At 36.1% G+C, this 18,055-nt stretch carries 19 protein-coding genes and 1 tRNA gene; 18 read left to right on the plus strand and 2 right to left on the minus strand.

The window, feature by feature from the left end; translation table 11 throughout:
- Window positions 1-87 precede the first annotated feature (87 nt).
- Window positions 88-161 (minus strand) — tRNA-Arg (locus GSA01S_RS05285).
- A gap of 390 nt (window positions 162-551) precedes the next feature.
- Here GSA01S_RS05285 and GSA01S_RS05290 point away from each other — a divergent pair.
- The 6 genes from GSA01S_RS05290 (at window position 552) to rpoZ (ending at window position 5,639) form a co-directional block, all read left to right on the plus strand.
- The gene (locus GSA01S_RS05290) at window positions 552-1,196 is read left to right on the plus strand and encodes a YoaK family protein (RefSeq protein WP_169792678.1); all 645 of its coding nucleotides are present in this window, start codon (window positions 552-554) and stop codon (window positions 1,194-1,196) included.
- A 92-nt stretch (window positions 1,197-1,288) separates the two neighbouring features.
- Entirely contained in the window at window positions 1,289-2,635 is a 1,347-nt protein-coding gene (gene gdhA, locus GSA01S_RS05295; protein ID WP_066125553.1) for an NADP-specific glutamate dehydrogenase, read from the plus strand.
- A gap of 171 nt (window positions 2,636-2,806) precedes the next feature.
- Window positions 2,807-3,184, plus strand: coding sequence for a hypothetical protein (locus GSA01S_RS05300; protein ID WP_066125555.1), 378 nt, complete (start codon window positions 2,807-2,809; stop codon window positions 3,182-3,184).
- A 574-nt stretch (window positions 3,185-3,758) separates the two neighbouring features.
- On the plus strand, window positions 3,759-4,565 hold the full coding sequence (gene proC, locus GSA01S_RS05305) for a pyrroline-5-carboxylate reductase (protein ID WP_066125557.1): 807 nt from the start codon (window positions 3,759-3,761) through the stop codon (window positions 4,563-4,565).
- A gap of 238 nt (window positions 4,566-4,803) precedes the next feature.
- Window positions 4,804-5,442 carry a guanylate kinase gene (gene gmk / locus GSA01S_RS05310; RefSeq protein WP_066125559.1) on the plus strand — a complete coding sequence of 213 codons (639 nt, stop codon included), beginning with the start codon at window positions 4,804-4,806 and terminating at the stop codon, window positions 5,440-5,442.
- A 2-nt stretch (window positions 5,443-5,444) separates the two neighbouring features.
- On the plus strand, window positions 5,445-5,639 hold the full coding sequence (rpoZ, locus tag GSA01S_RS05315; protein ID WP_066125561.1) for a DNA-directed RNA polymerase subunit omega: 195 nt from the start codon (window positions 5,445-5,447) through the stop codon (window positions 5,637-5,639).
- Between the two features lie 406 nt (window positions 5,640-6,045).
- Here rpoZ and GSA01S_RS10940 read toward each other — a convergent pair whose 3' ends face one another.
- Entirely contained in the window at window positions 6,046-6,660 is a 615-nt protein-coding gene (locus GSA01S_RS10940; RefSeq protein ID WP_066125563.1) for a DUF4430 domain-containing protein, read from the minus strand.
- Between the two features lie 130 nt (window positions 6,661-6,790).
- On the opposite strand from GSA01S_RS10940, the gene tsaE reads away from it, so the two are divergent.
- The 12 genes from tsaE to GSA01S_RS05380 all read left to right on the plus strand — a co-directional run bounded on the left by tsaE (window position 6,791) and on the right by GSA01S_RS05380 (window position 17,832).
- On the plus strand, window positions 6,791-7,258 hold the full coding sequence (tsaE, locus tag GSA01S_RS05325; RefSeq protein WP_066125565.1) for a tRNA (adenosine(37)-N6)-threonylcarbamoyltransferase complex ATPase subunit type 1 TsaE: 468 nt from the start codon (window positions 6,791-6,793) through the stop codon (window positions 7,256-7,258).
- Window positions 7,259-7,777 (plus strand): GNAT family N-acetyltransferase, encoded by a 519-nt coding sequence (locus GSA01S_RS05330; RefSeq protein WP_066125567.1) that lies wholly within the window; start codon window positions 7,259-7,261, stop codon window positions 7,775-7,777. It abuts the gene before it with no gap.
- A gap of 53 nt (window positions 7,778-7,830) precedes the next feature.
- Entirely contained in the window at window positions 7,831-8,748 is a 918-nt protein-coding gene (gene murB, locus GSA01S_RS05335; RefSeq protein ID WP_066125569.1) for a UDP-N-acetylmuramate dehydrogenase, read from the plus strand.
- A 520-nt stretch (window positions 8,749-9,268) separates the two neighbouring features.
- The gene (locus GSA01S_RS05340; protein ID WP_066125572.1) at window positions 9,269-9,592 is read left to right on the plus strand and encodes a botulinum/tetanus neurotoxin translocation domain-containing protein; all 324 of its coding nucleotides are present in this window, start codon (window positions 9,269-9,271) and stop codon (window positions 9,590-9,592) included.
- Window positions 9,582-11,567, plus strand: coding sequence for a V-type ATP synthase subunit I (locus GSA01S_RS05345; RefSeq protein WP_066125574.1), 1,986 nt, complete (start codon window positions 9,582-9,584; stop codon window positions 11,565-11,567). The genes GSA01S_RS05340 and GSA01S_RS05345 overlap by 11 nt, the downstream gene beginning before the upstream one ends.
- Before the next feature lie 19 nt (window positions 11,568-11,586).
- The gene (locus GSA01S_RS05350; protein WP_066125576.1) at window positions 11,587-12,063 is read left to right on the plus strand and encodes a V-type ATP synthase subunit K; all 477 of its coding nucleotides are present in this window, start codon (window positions 11,587-11,589) and stop codon (window positions 12,061-12,063) included.
- A 13-nt stretch (window positions 12,064-12,076) separates the two neighbouring features.
- Window positions 12,077-12,661: a hypothetical protein gene (locus tag GSA01S_RS05355; protein WP_066125578.1), complete on the plus strand. Its 585-nt coding sequence runs from the start codon at window positions 12,077-12,079 to the stop codon at window positions 12,659-12,661.
- 11 nt (window positions 12,662-12,672) lie between these two features.
- Window positions 12,673-13,689 (plus strand): V-type ATPase subunit, encoded by a 1,017-nt coding sequence (locus tag GSA01S_RS05360; RefSeq protein ID WP_066125580.1) that lies wholly within the window; start codon window positions 12,673-12,675, stop codon window positions 13,687-13,689.
- Window positions 13,673-13,990 (plus strand): V-type ATP synthase subunit F, encoded by a 318-nt coding sequence (locus GSA01S_RS05365; RefSeq protein WP_066125582.1) that lies wholly within the window; start codon window positions 13,673-13,675, stop codon window positions 13,988-13,990. The genes GSA01S_RS05360 and GSA01S_RS05365 overlap by 17 nt, the downstream gene beginning before the upstream one ends.
- Window positions 13,991-14,032: 42 nt before the next feature.
- Window positions 14,033-15,811 (plus strand): V-type ATP synthase subunit A, encoded by a 1,779-nt coding sequence (locus GSA01S_RS05370; protein ID WP_066125583.1) that lies wholly within the window; start codon window positions 14,033-14,035, stop codon window positions 15,809-15,811.
- Complete coding sequence (locus tag GSA01S_RS05375) at window positions 15,811-17,196, plus strand: V-type ATP synthase subunit B (RefSeq protein ID WP_066125585.1); 1,386 nt, start codon at window positions 15,811-15,813, stop codon at window positions 17,194-17,196. Before GSA01S_RS05370 ends, GSA01S_RS05375 begins: the two co-directional genes overlap by 1 nt.
- A gap of 3 nt (window positions 17,197-17,199) precedes the next feature.
- Complete coding sequence (locus GSA01S_RS05380) at window positions 17,200-17,832, plus strand: V-type ATP synthase subunit D (RefSeq protein WP_066125589.1); 633 nt, start codon at window positions 17,200-17,202, stop codon at window positions 17,830-17,832.
- Window positions 17,833-18,055 lie beyond the last annotated feature (223 nt).

Raw genomic sequence — 18,055 nt, forward strand, 5'->3', positions numbered from 1 at the left:
TTTTTGCCCACTCCCTACTTTTTTATCTAAAAAATAAAAAAACACCTGTTAAGTTGTAATAAACCTAACAGGTGTTTATATTAAGTACGTCACTGGCAGGATTCGAACCTGCGACCGTTCGCTTAGAAGGCGAATGCTCTATCCAGCTGAGCTACAATGACATAATTAATCAACTACTATAGTATACGTCATTTCTCTATTAGGGTCAACCCCTTATTTTAAATTGGTAAACAACTAAAATGACAAAGGGGCATTCGAAATGACTAAAAACTAAAATATGAACTCATTCTCATAAACAATCAAAAAGCAATTAAATCATGATTGAAAAGCTAGTCGAAATCCTTTTGCAGAATTTTTATCATTACGATACCCATATAACTTACATTTTATTTCCATGAAAATAAAATCAATCGATACTGTACACATATCTAAACACACGGTATAATAGCATTTGAATGAAAATAAATAATGGCTCATTTTATTTTAATTATTAATATTATATAAAGAGGGATGCTATGCTTAGACGATTAAGGCGATTATTATTTTGCTGGATGTTTTCCTTAACATTTTCAGCAGGATTTTTGAATGCCAGTAGTTTTCTCCAATATTCCTATGTGGTAACGCATCATACAGGGACGGTTACACAGATGGGATTAGTTGTGGCTGAAAATAATTGGCCTTTGATAAAATTATATTTCGGGTTAATTATGGCTTATATTTTTGGTGGAGTGATTGCGGGAATGCTTTTTCCAAAAGAAATCTTCATACCTCAAAAACGCTATGGTGGGATTTTAATTATATTAAATGGTGTGTTATTGATATTATTACAAATTTTAGCCCTCCATTCGATATTATTGTATTATTTGAGTTTTATGATCGCATTACAAAATGGGATGTTTTTATCTTATCGGGGCATGATTGTTCGTACTTCCCATGTTTCTGGAACTTTAACGGACATCGGTCTAACCTTTGGACGCTGGGTACGTAGCCAAAACCATCATTATAAGATGAAATTTATCTTTTTAACGGTAAACTTTCTAGCTTTCTTGAGTGGAAGTTTATTAGCTGGCATTTTGAGTACTCTGATTGCATTCAATTTGCTATATGTAAATGTTATGATAAATATTATTTTAGGTATTATATCGTATATTCTATATTATCAATTTAAAGCACTAGATGTAGAACATTTAGGATAGTTAATTCATTAAAAAACCATTAATTATTCGTAGAATTTATGTGAATATAATGAGAGTTGTGCTATACTAGGACTATTCAAAAAAAGGGGGAAATGACAATGACTCAATCTTATATAACAAAAGTATATGAAAATCTTACGGCAAAATATCCACATGAAAAAGAATATTTACAAGCAGTAAAAGAATTTTTTCATGCAATTGCACCGGTAGTTGAGGCTCATCCAGAATATGAACAATTAGCAATTTTAGAACGGATCGTAGAACCGGAGCGGATTATTAGTTTTAGAGTCCCATGGGTAGATGACCAAGGTCAAGTACAAGTCAACCGTGGATATCGTGTGCAATTTAGTTCATTAAATGGCCCTTATAAAGGGGGACTTCGTTTCCATCCGACCGTTAATCAAAGTATTTTGAAGTTTTTAGGTTTTGAACAAGTTTTCAAAAATATGTTAACCGGTCTACCAATTGGTGGAGGTAAAGGTGGCGCTGACTTTGATCCTAAAGGTAAATCAGATGTAGAAGTGATGCGTTTTTGTCAATCATTTATGACAGAATTAAGTAAACATGTCGGACCAGATGTTGACGTTCCTGCTGGAGATATCGGTGTGGGTGGTCGTGAGATTGGTTATTTATTAGGCCAATACAAACGACTACAAGGACCAATGGCGGGCGTATTAACTGGAAAACCCGTTGCTGCTAACGGTTCTAAGGGTCGTACTGAAGCAACAGGCTATGGTTTGGTTTATTTCTTAAATGAGATGTTAAAAGAAGCCGGACAAACGATGACGGGTAAAAAAGTAATGATTTCTGGTTCAGGGAATGTAGCCTTTTTTGCAGCGAAAAAAGTAACTGAATTAGGTGGCATTGTAGTTACGATGAGTGACTCAAACCATGCCATTGTCAATCCTAATGGTATTAATTTAGACGCCGTTGAAGAATTAAAAGTAAAGGGGCGTGAACGTATTAGTCGTTACCAAGAATTTGATGCTGAAGCTGAAATAGTAGAAGGATCTGTTTGGGATTTAGACATCAAAGCGGATATTGCTTTACCTTGTGCAACGCAAAACGAAATCAATCAAGCTCAGGCCGAACGCTTAGTTAAAAATGCGATAAAAATGGTGGCTGAAGGCGCCAATATGCCAAGTGACTCTGATGCGATTGAAGTCTATCGTGAAAACCAAATTCATTATGGACCGGGTAAAGCGGCTAATGCTGGAGGAGTGGCAGTTTCTGCTTTAGAAATGAGTCAAAATTCAATGCGATTAAAATGGACGAGTGAACGAGTCGATCAAGAGTTACAACAAATTATGAAAAATATTTTCGCACAATGTGTTAAAGCACGTGACACATATGATTTAGGTGTTGATTATGGTGCAGCAGCTGACATTGCATCATTTGAACAAGTAGCTGAATTGATGATGATTCATGGCGTTATTTAAGACTTCTCATTATTTTCTTATAAATAGTTAAGCTGATTGAAGCTAACAGTCTCAGTGGGAGTAAGTATTAGAATTGGAAATGAAAGAATTTTCAATTAATGACTACTCTCACTGCTTTTTTTAACTTCGATAAAATGGTATAATGACTTTGATTGAAGAGGAGGAGAAGTTATGAATGCCTATTGGCTTAATTTACCAGTTGAAAGTATTCGTAATACTGGCACCTTTTTTGAAGGTTTAGATATGAGAGTTGATTATTCAACAGAGCAACAGACTTGTACAGTCACCTTCCATGATGGTATGAAAATAGTGTTTACCCAAAGAAATAGATTTACAGAAAATACAGGTATCGCATGGAAAGAACCGAGTGAATATGCAGCGGTAATTCATATTATGATGCAAGACGCGACTTCATTACGCAACTTACTTCATATTGCAATGTTAAGTGGAGGAGAAATTTTAAAAGAGCCATTCGAATACGAAGGTCGATTAATGGCTTATTTTGAAGACTATAATGGCTATCATTACGCTATGATTAGTGAGCTTTAATACTTAATCGTTTTTGAAGAGCATTTAAAAATGGATGGTGGGACTTATTCAATGGTTAATTGAGGTTAATTGAGGTCTATTGAGGTCTATTGAGGTTCATTGAGAAGGAAGATATTATGCATCATTCCGACTAAAATTACCATGTTAGTCTGCTTTTGACTTTCTACGACGTGTAGCGGTTTAAGTTATTATCAGAGCCAATCAATCAACAGGTTAGCTTTTAATGAAAGTATTTAGCTAAGTGTAATTTATTGAGGCTTTAAGTATTTAGCTCAGTAAAATTTATTGATGATTCAAGTTTCTAGGAAATTTGAAACTCGCTATCATTGAAAAGAATGTGGTAAACCATAAAGATTGTTCTAAGACAGGGAGAATTCTGTTAATAACGGGTCATCCAATCATTAGAACAATCTTTATATATTTGCATAAGATGTAAGGTGTAAGCAAATTTGTTGGATAGTCTTGAAACAGAGCATTCGATTACCTAATTGTTTCATTGATGAAAGACATTTAAACAATTGCACTTTGCTATTTTTTGTATGATACTAAATGGAATAAGATGGAGGGATTTAAAATGAAAATAGGTTTTATTGGGATTGGAAATATGGGGAGTGCCGTCGCTTTAGGTGTTAGTAAAGCGGTAGATCAACATACCCCATTTTTATTAAGTAATCACAATTACGAAAAAGCAAATTCCTTAAGTCAGCAAATATCGCAAACAGTGGAAATTCTCGATAATGAAACCATTGTTTTATCTGCGACTATCATTTTTTTAGGATTAAAACCATCGATGATACTGAGTGAGCTTCATCAACTTACTAAATTAGCAAAACCAGGGACTATCTGGATATCAATGGCGACCGGTGTGAGTATCGCTCAAATGGAGAGTGCCATTTCTGATGAGCAAAAAGTAATTCGCATTATGCCTAATACACCAGTTGCGATTGGTCAAGGAATGACCACCTATATTTTATCGGACTTTATTACTGATGATGAGCATCAACTATTTAAACAGTTAATGAGTCAAACAGGGCAGTTAATGAAGATAGCAGAATCACAAATGAATGCCGCAAGTGCTGTCGCTGGTTGTGGTCCGGCATTTATTTATCAATTGATTGAAGCCTTAGCTGATGGTGGCGTTAGAGCCGGTTTGCCACGAGAGATGGCTCAACGTTTAGCCGCTCAAATGGTACAGGGTTCTGCACAAATGGTTATTGAAACCGGCCAACATCCTGGTGCTTTAAAAGATGCAGTGACTTCACCAGGAGGAAGTACGATTGCAGGGGTTGCTTCGCTAGAGCAAAATGGCTTTCGTCATGCCGCGATGGAGGCAGTGTATCAATCGTTTTTAAAAACAAAAAGCATGTCCCAATCAAAGTAAAGTTGATTAAGAGTGATTTTATAAAGTGAATCATTCCAACAGATTTTCAGCATTCTTTAATAGATTTAAATATTTGGACAGAATGGTTTGCATTCATGATTTATTTTCGCTATATTAACATTAATATAGAAAATTTTACATTTTAATGAAAAGTTAGAATATACCTTTCATGAAAATATGTAGTGTGATACAATTACAGTTATAAATTATTGACAGAATAGATAGGCGGAGGTATTGAATGGCACAACAAAGAGGACTACTCATAATTTTATCAGGACCATCAGGGGTAGGGAAAGGAACAGTTCGAGCAGCAATTTTTAAAGACAATAAATTTAATTATGTTTATTCAGTCTCGGCAACCACCCGTCCAAGTAGACCTGGTGAAGTAGATGGTGTCGATTATTATTTTGTTTCAAAAGAGCAGTTTAAACAATATATTGAAGAAGATGCATTATTAGAGTATGCTGAATATGTAGGCAATTATTATGGGACACCAATCCAAAAAATTGAAGAAAACTTAGCAGCTGGTAATGATGTGTTTTTAGAAATTGAAGTTCAAGGTGCGCTAAAAGTACGTGAGCGCATGCCCGAGGGGATTTTTATTTTTCTTGCTCCGCCAAGTTTAGATGAATTAAAATCACGGATTACTGGACGTGGCACTGACCGTGAAGATGTCATTTTAGAAAGAATGCAAATGGCTAAAGAAGAAATTGATATGATGCAACATTATGATTATGTTGTCGTCAATGATACGGTAGAACATGCCGTTGATAAAGTGAATGCGATTATTCAAAGTGAACATTTAAAAGTAGAGCGCATCGTGGATCGTATTCGTGCAGATATTAAAAATTATTTTCAACAAGAAGGAGAACGATAATTATGATGTTATACCCATCCATTGATAAATTGATTAAAAAAGTGCCGTCTAAATATGGTTTAATTATTTTAGCGAGCAAGCGCGCACATGATATGCGTAATAACAATGATTATATTTTAGAAGAATATCAATCAGAAAAACCTGTTGGTAAAGCTTTAGAAGAAGTCATCGAAGGTGTATTAAAACCTGAGGAGTAATGCAATACTTTAGATTATAAAACCCGTTAACCTATTGAAAAGGTTGGCGGGCTTTTGTATTGTAAAAGCGAAAATGTTGATATGTATAGTATGATGATCCGCTATTTAAGAAAGGTGTCAAAATGACGACCGTGAAGCGACGCTGAATAGGAGGGACGTTGAAAAATAGAGTGAAAAATCTATCAATATTATAGTTGTTATTCTAAATGCGAGTGAAAGAGATACCAACACCTACTTTTCATCTAAAATATACCTATCATGATCTAACCAGTTTTGCGCATTTAAAAATTGAGTAAATGGAGTATTAAAATATCTTATCAAATCTAACATGATCGGCGACAAGTCATGGGGAATAATAAAAAAACTCTTGAGTGAGATACTCAAGAGTCATAAGCATTTATAATTATTATTCAGGAATGATGTTAACTGGTAAGTCGTCAGGGAATCCATAATACCATTCAACGGTGTCGCCTTCAGAAAGTGTTTGTGAGACAACACCAAATTCTGCGTACTCACCATTTAATAAGTAAACCCAAGTTTTACCTGTTTCATAGTCATTTTCAATACCATCGATAACATCAATGATTCCTTCATCTTCATTGAAGTTGAATTCTAACTCTTCAATGGAACTCATGGCATCGATAACAGAACCTTCTACAGCATCTTTAGCTACGAATTTAGCTGTTTCTTCACCATCTACATATAATGTGAATTTAACGTCAGTTGCAGCGACATCAGCATCTTCTGTTTCGTCGCCTTCTTGAGTTTCTTCACCTTCAACGGTTGTTTCGCCTTCTTGAGTTTCTTCACCTTCAGCTGTTGTTTCACCTTCTTCAGTTGATTCATCAGCAACGGTTGTAGTATCATTTGGTGTGCTTACTTGTGAACCAGTCGTTTCAGCAACGGTTGTTGCTTCTGGTGCAGCTGTTGTTGTTTGTTCAGCTGGTTTGTTTTGGTTACCACATGCCACAAGCATTAATGTTAAAATCGGTAGAGATAATAATTTTACATATTTCTTCATGGTCAACGACCTCCTATAGTTTGTCTTTGTTATTATTAAATTTATCAAGAAATGCTAGTAAAGTCAAATTATTCGCAATATTATCATAGTTTAAATATAATAAAATTAATTAAGTTTGAGAGGTAGAAGCATGCATTTTTATATTGATTCAATTGAAGAGACACAAGCGTTAGCGTCTAAGATGGCTCAATGGTTAAAGCCAGGAATGGTTATTTTATTAGATGGACCACTCGGTAGTGGCAAAACCACTTTTACCCAAAAGGTTGGTAAGGAGCTAGGCGTGAAAAGAGCCATTAAAAGTCCAACTTACACGATTGTCAAAGAATATCCCTTACCTGAATTTAAATTGATTCATATTGATGCCTATCGTTTAGAAGAAGGGGGCGCGGATACGATTGATTTTGATAGTTATCTGAATGAACCGTCCATCATTTTTATTGAATGGTCAGAATATTTAGACGACTATTTACCATTAAATCGTCTTCGTATTAAATTTGTTCCCCAAACAGATCCTAATCAAAGAGAAATAATTTTAACAGTTGAAGGAGAGTCAACCGTGCAATATCAAGAGCTGTTAGAAAAAATGGAGGAGATTTAATTGACAGAGGAGTTAGAAATCGATGTTAGGGTGGCGAAACCACAAGATGCCCGGGCAATTTTAGGTTTATGTGAACAAGTCGGTAGTGAAACTCCCTATTTAACTTTCGGTGAAGAAGGTTTGAACCTGACGGTTCAAGAAGAAGTGGCCATCATCAATAAATATAACAAGGCACAAAACAGTATTTTATTAGTGAGTGAGGTCGATGATCAAATTATTGGGATGTCGAATATTACGCAATTTAATGCCGCTAAGCAACGTCATATTGCTGAGATTGGCATTTGTTTAGTGGAAGAATATTGGGGTTACGGTATTGCTTCGATGATGATGGAAATGATGATTGAATTTGCAGAAAATTCAGATTTGAAAGTCATTACTCTCGAAGTGGCCCAAAGAAATGAAGCCGCAATTAAGTTATACGAAAAATTCGGTTTCGAGATAGTGGGAAATTTGCGTAAACGATTAAAAGTAGAGGGTTGTTATTTAGATTCTTTTGTAATGGAAAAAGTACTCGATTAAGTAAAAAGATTATGTTAAAATAAGACGTATTGAAAAGCGAAGGAATGAAATGAATGACATTATCAAACTTAATGGATTTAAATTTATCTATGAAAATAGAATTTGATGAGCCATTATCTAAATATACATATACTAAAACAGGTGGTCCTGCTGATGCAGTTGCTTTTCCTGAAACGAAAGAAGATTTAAAAACTTTAATCAATTGGGTAAAGGACAACCAAATTCCCTTAACCATCTTAGGAAATGCTAGTAATTTAATTGTTCGTGACGGTGGAATTCGTGGACTCGTTATTATTTTGACGGCGATGAAAGAAATGTCGATTAATGGCAATGAAGTTTATGCGCAAAGCGGCGTACCACTCATTGAGGTCAGTCGCAAAGCAGGCGCTAGTAATTTAACAGGTCTAGAATTTGCTTGTGGTATCCCTGGAAGCATCGGCGGTGCTGTTTATATGAATGCAGGGGCTTATGGTGGTGAAGTGGTCGATGTCATTGAGTCTGTTGATATTTTAACGCGTGAGGGTGAATTTAAAACCATTCAATGTAAAGAGTGTGAATTCAGTTACCGACACAGTGTTTTCCAAACAAATGAGGATATTGTAATCGGGGTTAAATTTGTACTAGCTCAAGGTGATAGAGAGGCGATTCATGCTAAAATGGCTGAATTAACCCACTTACGAGAAAGTAAGCAACCGTTGGAATATCCATCTTGCGGCAGTGTTTTTAAACGTCCAACTGGTTATTTTACTGGTAAATTAATTCAAGAAGCAGGGCTACAAGGCTACCGTATTGGTGGTGCTGAAGTCTCTAAAAAACATGCAGGTTTCATTGTTAATATTGACAATGCCACCGCAACAGATTATGTGCGCTTAATTGAATATATTCAAGAAGTCATTTGGCGTAACAATCAAGTGCGTCTTGAACCAGAAGTGCGTATCATAGGAGAAGCGGTTGAAAAAATAGTTCAATAATCGTTTGAGACGATAAGTAGGTGTAGTTCATTAGTAACTTTGACTTGCTTATCGTTTTTTTAGTTTCGGCAGGTTAAGTTAGTTTGATAACGTGTGAGAATTGCTTTTAACGAATCAGCTAGTAATTTTTACAACACTTAACCTAGGAGTATTGCTTTCAATTAATCCTTTATGATGTTTGGTTGCAATTGATAACGAGTAAGTATTTCTTCAAGTCAAAACCCATCAAAAAACTTTCAAAATATCGAGCACACTGGCTGCATTTATTGATAGACGTATTTTATGACTGTTTTCCTTTTTTAGTCAAATAGAGAGAAAATCATCATAACTTAATTATTAAATTTTTCTTAAGAAACAATAGTCCCATTATATTATATAAATATGAAGGAAACTTTCATATATCAAAAAAATGGAAACGCTTTTTATTATTTAGATGAGAATGAAGCAAGTTCTTTACTTAAATTTTTGGTAAAAATTTGCTATAATATTAAATGTTAGTGTTAAGAGGAGGTGTGAAAGGATGCCACATTCAACATTGGAAGAAATGAACGCCATTGAAATGGAAGCTCAAGCAGTCCAAACAAAGTATCAGGAAAAGATTGAAGACGCTCGTGTAAAAATGGAACAAAAATTAAAAGAAGCAAATGAAGCGTTTGACGTCGAAACAAAGCAAATGATAGCCGAAGCGCGCCAACACTTCGATGATCAAGAACAACAAGCAAAGGAAAAATTAGCTCAGCGTGTTCAAGAAAATGAAGCACAACTTCAAGAAGCTCTTGGTGATAAAAGGGAGTATTTAATTAATCAAATAGTAGAAAGGGTGGTGAAAGAATATGGCAATTAGCCCAATGCAAAAGGTGACGCTCATTTCGTCACGCGAACATTTAGAAGCGATTCTTTCATCGGTCCAACGATTACGACGAATTCAAGTGGTGGATTTACGACAAGACAATCAGAATAGTTCAGAGTTAGTACCATTAATTGAAGAATATGATGAGGAACAGCAACAAATCGTCTATGATGATGAAGCCTTACATGCGATTACTAATCGACTTAAACGAATAAATCATGCGATTGAACAATTGGAAGACTATGAAGTAAAAGACAATTGGTTCAAGCAATTGCAGACTGAAAAACCACGTTTATCATTCGCAGAATTTCAACAACATAATCAACAATTTGCTGAGCAACAAGTCATTACTGAAACGAATGAATTAACAGCTCGTATTAAGGAAATTGATGAGTTGTTGGAAAAACGCAATGATCAAATTGATAAATATCGTAAATGGCGAGAGCTAGATATTACACCAACTGCTATAGAGCAGTTCCAGTATATTAAAGCAGTTATCGGAACGGTACCGAATGTTGAAAATAATCAATATATTCAAAAAATAAAACAACATCCAACTATCGTTCATAAAGTTATTTTCTTAAATGATTATGAATATGGTTTAGTCATTTTCTATCAAGAAGATGAAACGAATGCGTTAGAAACTTTATTAGCGGAAGCCAATTTCAATCCGATTGAATATCCTTATCGTACTTTACCAGGTAAGAAGATTGAAGGTTGGGATGCGGAAATTCAACAGTTGAAAGAGGAACGTCGTTCCATTATTCAAAAAATGAAATCAACGAAACGTGAATTAGCGGGCTTAAAGGTTCAAGCAGATTTTGTAAAAACGGCTTATGAACGTGAATTAACTAAGAAAAAAGTTGGTATTACACAACATTTAATGGCGATTGAAGGTTGGATTGAACAAAGTGAATTTGCTGTCTTCAAACAAGCGATACTAGAAGAGTTCGGTAACAAAGTAGTTATTAGAACAGCGGATGTTCAAGCTGACGAAGTGGACGAAGTCCCAATTAAATTAAAAAACAATTTCTTAGTTAAACCATTTGAATTAATTACACGCATGTACGCTTTACCAAAATATGATGAATTGGACCCAACGCCATTTTTAATGCCATTTTATTTTGTCTTCTTTGGCATGATGGTGGCCGATGCGGGTTATGGCTTATTAATTTTTATTTTAAGTCTGTTGGCACTTAAAGTATTCAATTTATCAGAAGGAATGCAAAATGCCTTAAGATTTGGCGCTATTTTAAGTGTTTCAATTATGATTTGGGGTAGTCTTTACGGTTCCTTCTTTGGTTTTAGTTTACCATTTCAATTAATTAACCCGAATGAGGATGTCATGCTGATTCTAGGTATTTCTGTCGCTTTAGGTTTAATTCATATTTTTGCAGCATTAGCAATTAATACTTATTTAAAACTAAAAGAAAGAAATATAGTTGAAGCTTATTCAACAGGAGTGGCATGGGTTTTACTGTTAACAGGTTTTATTTTAATTGGAGTAGGCATGTTAGGTGAAAGCTATGCGGTCTTAGCTCTAATTGGTAAATGGTTAGCGATATTGAATGCTATTGGCATCGTCGTCGCATCTTGTATTAAAGCAGGCGGTATTGGTGGTTTAGGTTGGGGACTTTATGATTTATATGGCACGACGAGTTATATTGGGGATTTAGTCTCTTATACACGTTTGATGGCTTTAGGGTTATCAGGTGGTAGTATTGCTTTAGCATTCAATATGATTATTGACTTTATGCCTGGTGCAATGAAGTTTACCGTCGGCATATTATTATTTGTTGCCTTACATGCCTTAAGTTTATTCTTATCACTTTTAAGTGCTTATGTGCATGGTGCTCGTTTAATATTCGTTGAGTTTTTCGCTAAGTTTTACAATGGTGGCGGTCAAGAATTTAATCCGTTAACCATTTCGGAAGATTATGTCTCAATCAATGATGAAAAGAATCAATAAAATTGGAGGAATTTTTAATATGGAACAATTTGTAGGATATTTTACACAAAATGGTGGCGCATTTTTTGCTAGTTTAGGAATTGTAGTTGCGGTTGTTTTTTCTGGTATGGGTTCTGCTCGTGCAGTTGGTTCGGCTGGTTCTGCAGCAGCGGCTTTATTAAAAGAAGAGCCTGAAAAATTCGCACAAGCATTAATTTTACAATTATTACCAGGTACTCAAGGTTTATATGGATTCGTTATTGGATTCTTAACTGCTTTACAAATCGGTAATGGTTTAACTGTTCAACAAGGTTTAGGTTATTTATTTGCTGCTTTACCAATTGGGATTGTAGGATACTTCTCAGCATTACACCAAGGAAATGTGGTTGTTTCAGCAATGCAAATATTAGCAAAACGTCCTGAAGAAAATACAAAAGGTATCATCTTATCAGCGATGGTTGAAACGTACGCCATCTTAGCCTTCGTAGTATCATTTATCTTATTCTTAAATGTCTAGTGAGGTCGATAATATGAGCGACTTACAAAATTTACGTGAGTCCATCTTGCAAAAGGCGCACCAAGAAGGACAAGCGCAATTCGATAAAGCAAAGGAAGAACTTGAACATGAGTTTCAAACAAAATTAAAAGCACAGTTACATGAAAAAGAAAGTATGCGTAATGTGCAATTGAATCGAGAACAACAACGTTTATCTCGTTTGGAGCATCAAGTGTTAAATCAAGAAAGACAAGGCAGTTTAAATAGTCGCCAAGCATTAATGGACCAATTATTTGCCGGCGCCGTGCAAAAAATGGAAGCTTGGGATAATCAAACTTTCTTAGAATTTACCAGAACAATTTTAACTCAATTTAAAGACAAAGAATTACAAGTAGTTTTTGGTGAAAAGACACGTAATCGATTATCTTCATCAGAGTTACAATCATTATTGGAACAATTTCCAAAATTAACCATTGCTCAAGAGTCTGTTTCAGATCAAAGTGGTTTTGTGGTAAAAGATCAACGTGTGGATTATAATTTCATGTTTGATCAATTAGTAAATTCTGTTCGCAATGATTTAAGTGCAGATTTAGCGCAACAAGTTTTTAATACCAAATAAGGGGGGATTTTATGACGACCCACGATTTTTCAGGTGTTAATACGACTATTAGTGTAAAGGAACAATATTTCCTAAGCCGAGAAGAATGGCAACAGTTACTTAATGCCAAAGATGCCGAGACATTATCCATCATTTTACAAAATTCACCTTATGAGATGTCAGTTGAACAGTTGTCTGACCCAGATAAGATTGAAGACGTATTAATGAGAGAATTGCGTAATGCTTATCGGTTTGTGTTTGAGGAGTCACCTCAGTCTGAAATAGTCGAAATTTTTTCAGCACAATACTTGTATCATAATTTAAAAGTATTAATGAAAATGAAGGTAACCGGTCACGATTTCGAGAATCTATTGATTGATATTGGCAAATTCCCATTGGATGCTTTAAGACATGTGACTCAAACATTTGAATCGAGTGTTTTATATCCCAATGTGGTGGAAGAAGTGAATCGTACTTGGCAAGATTATCAAGCTTACCAAGCACCAGAAGCTTTTGACGTCGGGTTTGATGGTGCCTATTTTGCTCATTTAAGACATCTCGATGAGAAAATCAATGATCCTAAAGTTACACCGATTATTAATGCATTAATTGATTTTTATAATGTCATTGCGATTAAACGCGCAATTGAATTAGATAGAGGTCATGGTTTCATGTATACCATGATGACCAGTAAGGGATCTATTGAGAAGAAAGAGTTAATTGAACGGGTTGAACAACGTCAATTAGCTCAATGGTTTGAAGAACAAACGCATATTTATTTTGGTGGGGTCTTTGAACCTTATATTGAAGATATGAATAACGGGACGATTACCGCCAATCAATTAGAGCATTTACGGGATGCCTATATTCATCAATATTTCTTCGAAAATCGTTTAGATGCTCAAGGACCTTTATTAGTATTGAAATATATTTTCGGTAAAGAGAATGAAATTAATAATTTAAGACTCGTATTAACTGGTCATGCCAATGGCATAGCCAAAGAAAGGATTCAAGAAAGGATGGGTGCGATTTATGGCGAAACAATATAAAGTAGCGGTCGTTGGAAATCGTGATGCCATTCTACCATTTAAAATGATTGGATTTGAAACTTTTCCAGTCAATACTGCTGATGAAACTAAAAAGACTTTGCGCCAATTAGAAAATGACCAATATGGAATTGTCTATTTAACGGAAGATTTCGCTCAAGAAATTCCGGATATAATTCAATATTATGATACAGTCGTGACACCCGCTGTCATTTTAATTCCAACCCATCGTGGTAACTTTGGCATTGGTGCACAAAAAATTCAAGATAATGTCGAAAAAGCAGTCGGAATGAATATTCTATAAGCGGCTACTTAACAATTTAAAATTTATAAAGGAGGAAATAGATTGAGTCAAGGTAAAATTATTAAAGTATCTGGACCATTAGTTGTCGCTTCTGGAATGTCTGAAGCCAATATCCAAGATATTTGTCATGTAGGACATCTTGGATTAATTGGTGAAATCATTGAAATGCGACAAGATAAAGCCTCTATTCAAGTATATGAAGAAACAAGTGGACTTGCACCAGGTGAACCTGTAGTGACAACCGGGGAAGCTTTATCCGTCGAATTAGGCCCTGGTATTATGTCACAAATGTTTGATGGCATTCAACGTCCATTGGATACTTTTATGGAAGAGACTAACAGTGATTATTTAATTCGTGGGGTTCAAGTACCCATCTTAGATCGTAATAAAAAATGGGCTTTTGAACCTAAAAAATCCGTAGGCGATTTTGTTTCGGCTGGTGATGTGATTGGCGTTGTCCAAGAAACCAAGGCAGTAGAACATCGTATTATGGTACCAGTCGGTGTAGAAGGAACATTAACGACAGTAGAATCAGGCGAGTTTACGATAGAAGAGGTTATTTATAAAGTTGACAAAGCAAATGGTGGCGAGTTTGAAGGCACGATGATTCAACGCTGGCCAGTGCGTAAAGGACGTCCATTTGCCCAAAAATTAATTCCAGAAGAACCCATGATTACAGGACAACGTGTGGTCGATACATTCTTCCCGGTAACGAAAGGGGGAGCCGCAGCGGTTCCAGGACCTTTCGGAGCAGGTAAGACAGTTGTACAACACCAAATCGCAAAATATGCGAACGTAGATATTGTTGTTTACGTTGGATGTGGTGAACGTGGTAACGAAATGACGGACGTATTAAACGAATTCCCAGAATTGATTGACCCTAATACAGGCGAATCGATTATGGAAAGAACCATCCTAATTGCAAATACTTCTAATATGCCGGTAGCAGCGCGTGAAGCATCAATTTATACTGGGATTACGATTGCGGAATATTTCCGTGATATGGGTTACTCAGTGGCAATCATGGCGGACTCTACTTCTCGTTGGGCGGAAGCTCTACGTGAAATGTCAGGTCGTTTAGAAGAAATGCCAGGGGATGAAGGATATCCAGCATATTTAGGTTCACGTATTGCGGAATATTATGAGCGTGCAGGACGTGTTCGTGTATTAGGAAGCGAAGGCATTGAAGGAACGATTACAGCCATCGGTGCAGTATCACCTCCAGGTGGGGATACTTCTGAGCCTGTAACTCAAAATACTTTACGTATCGTGAAAGTTTTCTGGGGATTAGATGCAACCTTAGCGCGTAAACGTCACTTCCCATCTATTAACTGGTTAAGTTCTTATTCATTATATTTATCTGAAATCGGACAATATTTCGAAGAACACGGTCAAGAAGGCTGGTCTAAGAAGGTCACTAAAGCAATGAATTTATTGCAAAAGGAAAGTGAATTAGAAGAAATCGTTCGTTTAGTTGGGTTAGAGTCATTATCTGAACGTGACCGTATTACCATGAATACCGCACGAATGATTCGTGAAGACTACTTGCAACAAAATGCGTTTGATGATGTGGATACTTATACCTCATTTGATAAGCAAGATACCATGTTAACGAATATTTTACACTTCGATGAAAAAGCACATGAGACTTTAAGTTTAGGAGCTTATTTCACCGATATAATGTCCAATACTGTCCAATTACGTGACCGTATCGCTAGAAGTAAATTTATTTCTGAAGAAGATATTGACAAAATTAAAGCTTTATATGACGAAATTGATAAGACAATGCGTCATATTTTAGAACATGGAGGTGAGGCATAATGGCAGTAATTAAAGAATACCGTTCGGTTGAAGAAGTCGTTGGCCCACTGATGATTGTCGATGGTGTCGATGGCGTTAAATACAATGAATTAGTAGAAGTTGAAATGCAAAACGGTGAAGTTCGCCGTGGACAAGTACTAGAAGTCCAAGAAAGTCGTGCCGTTGTGCAATTATTTGAAGGCTCTTCAGGTATCAACTTAAAGAATACTAAAGTACGTTTTAGTGGTAAACCACTCCATTTACCTGTATCTGAAGATATGATTGGACGTATTTTCAATGGGATGGGTGAACCGATTGATGGTGGACCGGCAATTATTCCAGAAAAATCATTAGACATTGATGGACAAGCCATTAATCCAGTGGCTCGTGATTATCCGGATGAGTTTATTCAAACAGGAATTTCAGCGATTGACCACTTAAATACTTTAGTTCGTGGACAAAAATTACCAGTATTCTCTGGTTCTGGTTTACCACATAAAGAATTAGCGGCCCAAATTGCTCGTCAAGCCACCGTATTGAATTCTGATGATAAGTTTGCCGTTGTATTTGCCGCAATGGGGATTACGTTCGAAGAAGCAGAATTCTTTATGAACGACTTGCGCGAAACAGGCGCGATTGATCGTTCCGTATTATTCGTTAACTTAGCGAATGACCCCGCGATTGAACGTATTGCGACGCCAAAAATCGCCTTAACAACAGCTGAGTATTTAGCTTATGAAAAAGGGATGCATGTATTAGTCATTATGACGGACATGACGAATTATTGTGAGGCATTACGTGAAGTTTCGGCAGCTCGTCGTGAAGTTCCGGGTCGTCGTGGTTATCCAGGTTACTTATATACGAACTTATCAACATTATATGAACGCGCAGGGCGTTTAGTTGGTAAACCTGGTTCGGTCACCCAAATTCCAATTTTATCGATGCCAGAAGATGATATTACCCATCCAATTCCTGACTTAACAGGTTATATTACCGAAGGACAAATCATTCTTTCGCGTGAATTGGATAACATGGGCTATAAACCACCGATTAACGTATTACCATCATTATCACGATTGAAAGATAAAGGTTCAGGTGAAGGTAAAACACGTAAAGACCATGCCCCAACCATGAACCAATTATTTGCGGCTTATGCTGAAGGTAAGCAAGCTAAAGAATTAGCAGCTATCCTAGGTGAGTCTGCGTTATCGGAAACAGATAAATTATATGTTGAGTTTACGACACGCTTTGAGCAAGAGTATATTAATCAAGGATTTACGACTAACCGTTCTATTCAAGAAACCTTGGATTTAGGTTGGGAGTTATTATCTATCTTGCCGCGTGAAGAGTTAAAACGTATTAAAGATGATATGATTGATGAATTCTTACCTAAAAAGGGGGAATAATTCATGGCTAGATTGAATGTCAATCCCACTCGGATGGAGTTAAGCATTCTAAAAGAGCGTTTAAAGACGGCCACCCGTGGTCATAAATTATTGAAAGATAAGCAAGACGAATTGATGCGTCAGTTCATTATGAAAATTAAAGAAAATAATGAATTACGAAAAAAAGTTGAAGGACAACTAACTTCAGCAATGCAAGATTTTGTTCTAGCGAAATCAATGAAGAGTGATCAAATGGTGCAAGAAATCTTTTCATTACCAGCCAAAGAAGTGAGTTTACAGGTGCGCTATGACTCTGTAATGAGTGTGAAGGTACCCAAATTTAACTACGAGATAAAAGACCAATCGTTAGATAGTGAGTTCCCATATAGTTATTTGGCCACAACTTCTGATATGGACCAAGCGATTGAGTCAGTTAACGAAAGCTTAACGGATATGTTAAGATTGGCCGAGATTGAAAAAGGCTGTCAGTTGATGGCGGATGAGATTGAAAAGACCCGTCGTCGTGTGAATGCATTAGAATTCCGTACCATTCCTCAATTAGAAGAGACGATCTATTTCATTGAAATGAAATTAGAAGAGGCTGAGCGTGCGCAAGTAACGCGTATGATGAAGATTAAGGATATGGGACAAAAATAAAAGTGAAAAGGTCTGGTTAGAAAGAATGAATTTCTAGCCAGGCTTTTTTGTGTGCGCCCAGCATGGGCGATAACTCGGCGGCTGAAACCCGCTACATCTAACACATGTGAAACTATAATGACTAAAGTCAAACAGTTTCAGCAAGGCTTTGCAGTAGAAACTGTTAGCTAAATCTCTAGAGGCTGGGCATTAACTTGATACATTTAGTTAACATTATTGTTCC

The organism is Globicatella sanguinis NBRC 15551 (assembly GCF_001552295.1).
Classification (GTDB): domain Bacteria; phylum Bacillota; class Bacilli; order Lactobacillales; family Aerococcaceae; genus Globicatella; species Globicatella sanguinis.

Bases quoted from the DNA above. Each gene is read 5' to 3' on its own strand.
- rpoZ (WP_066125561.1), top strand. From the start codon at position 5,445: ATGATGTTATACCCATCCATTGATAAATTGATTAAAAAAGTGCCGTCT.
- GSA01S_RS05345 (WP_066125574.1), top strand. From the start codon at position 9,582: ATGGCAATTAGCCCAATGCAAAAGGTGACGCTCATTTCGTCACGCGAA.
- GSA01S_RS10940 (WP_066125563.1), bottom strand. From the start codon at position 6,660: ATGAAGAAATATGTAAAATTATTATCTCTACCGATTTTAACATTAATG.
- GSA01S_RS05350 (WP_066125576.1), top strand. From the start codon at position 11,587: ATGGAACAATTTGTAGGATATTTTACACAAAATGGTGGCGCATTTTTT.
- GSA01S_RS05355 (WP_066125578.1), top strand. From the start codon at position 12,077: ATGAGCGACTTACAAAATTTACGTGAGTCCATCTTGCAAAAGGCGCAC.
- GSA01S_RS05375 (WP_066125585.1), top strand. From the start codon at position 15,811: ATGGCAGTAATTAAAGAATACCGTTCGGTTGAAGAAGTCGTTGGCCCA.
- GSA01S_RS05380 (WP_066125589.1), top strand. From the start codon at position 17,200: ATGGCTAGATTGAATGTCAATCCCACTCGGATGGAGTTAAGCATTCTA.
- GSA01S_RS05340 (WP_066125572.1), top strand. From the start codon at position 9,269: ATGCCACATTCAACATTGGAAGAAATGAACGCCATTGAAATGGAAGCT.
- gmk (WP_066125559.1), top strand. From the start codon at position 4,804: ATGGCACAACAAAGAGGACTACTCATAATTTTATCAGGACCATCAGGG.
- proC (WP_066125557.1), top strand. From the start codon at position 3,759: ATGAAAATAGGTTTTATTGGGATTGGAAATATGGGGAGTGCCGTCGCT.
- gdhA (WP_066125553.1), top strand. From the start codon at position 1,289: ATGACAATGACTCAATCTTATATAACAAAAGTATATGAAAATCTTACG.
- GSA01S_RS05290 (WP_169792678.1), top strand. From the start codon at position 552: ATGTTTTCCTTAACATTTTCAGCAGGATTTTTGAATGCCAGTAGTTTT.
- murB (WP_066125569.1), top strand. From the start codon at position 7,831: ATGACATTATCAAACTTAATGGATTTAAATTTATCTATGAAAATAGAA.
- GSA01S_RS05360 (WP_066125580.1), top strand. From the start codon at position 12,673: ATGACGACCCACGATTTTTCAGGTGTTAATACGACTATTAGTGTAAAG.
- GSA01S_RS05365 (WP_066125582.1), top strand. From the start codon at position 13,673: ATGGCGAAACAATATAAAGTAGCGGTCGTTGGAAATCGTGATGCCATT.
- tsaE (WP_066125565.1), top strand. From the start codon at position 6,791: ATGCATTTTTATATTGATTCAATTGAAGAGACACAAGCGTTAGCGTCT.
- GSA01S_RS05300 (WP_066125555.1), top strand. From the start codon at position 2,807: ATGAATGCCTATTGGCTTAATTTACCAGTTGAAAGTATTCGTAATACT.